Raw genomic sequence first — 942 nt, 5'->3', positions numbered from 1 at the left:
GTAACAAAACATGAATACACATGGATATAACGGCTTAAACGATAATCGTCTTTTGTAAACGGACGTATATTTCTTTGAACTTTGCAACAGAACCTTTGAAAGCCACGAACGATTCTTGGAGAGTAGATGAAACATATATCAAGATCAAAGGAAAGCAAATGTATTTATATCGTGCGATCGATTCCGAAGGAAACACAATTGATTTTTTATTTAAGTCGCAAACGAGATGCGAAGGCTGCCAAGTGTTTTCTAAAGAAATCCTTGGTTTCTTGTCATGCCACAAAACCTCGTCGATAACTGCTGATGGAGATAAAGCCTATCCTGTTGCGATACTTGAACTAAAGGAAGAGAAATGTATACCGCATGGTATACCACTTCGTGTAAAAAAATATTTAAACAATATCATTGAGCAAAATCATCGATTTATCAAAAAACGGATTCGGAATATGCTTGGATTGAAATCTTTGCGAACGGCTACAAAAATGATTGCTGGAATAGAAGCTATGCATATGATTAAAAAAGGACAAACGCTCCAAGGGGAGAAGTCTGTCCAAAAGCAAATGTATCTTATCGATGAAATCTTTAGTTTAACAGCATAAATTTCAATTCCGTTAGGAATCTTTGGTTCATTTTTCATAAACCCACTATTTTTGCACCAGAACCTTTCATACACACTTCTTCTGTTAAGAATTGGTATGTATAATAGCGTGTGTTGTTTGAAAGATAAATATGTAAGAAAACCGAAATTTGACTCATATAGAATGGATTTTTACAATAAAAATGGAGTGATTTTATTTGTCACCTATCCTAGGGGTTCAAGTAAAAAAATTGCTGGTATGTTATTGTACACCCACACTTATATCACGTTTAGCATGGTACTACATATAAGAATAAGATACAGAAACAATCCCATGAGAAGTATATATTTCATATAAGTTGTAT

At 33.8% G+C, this 942-nt stretch carries 1 protein-coding gene; it reads left to right on the top strand.

What is annotated here, in order from left to right; all coding sequences use genetic code 11:
• Nucleotides 1-74: 74 nt before the first annotated feature.
• Entirely contained in the window at nucleotides 75-599 is a 525-nt protein-coding gene (locus tag F3I02_RS27205; protein WP_196478127.1) for an IS6 family transposase, read from the top strand.
• The last annotated feature ends 343 nt before the right edge of the window (nucleotides 600-942 follow it).

Origin of the sequence: Bacillus sp. SRB3LM (genome assembly GCF_015712745.1) — a bacterium.
Lineage (GTDB): Bacteria > Bacillota > Bacilli > Bacillales > Bacillaceae_G > Bacillus_A > Bacillus_A thuringiensis_K.
The sequence above is the reverse complement of the archived record's forward strand: the minus strand, read 5'-3'. Positions and strand labels throughout refer to the sequence as shown.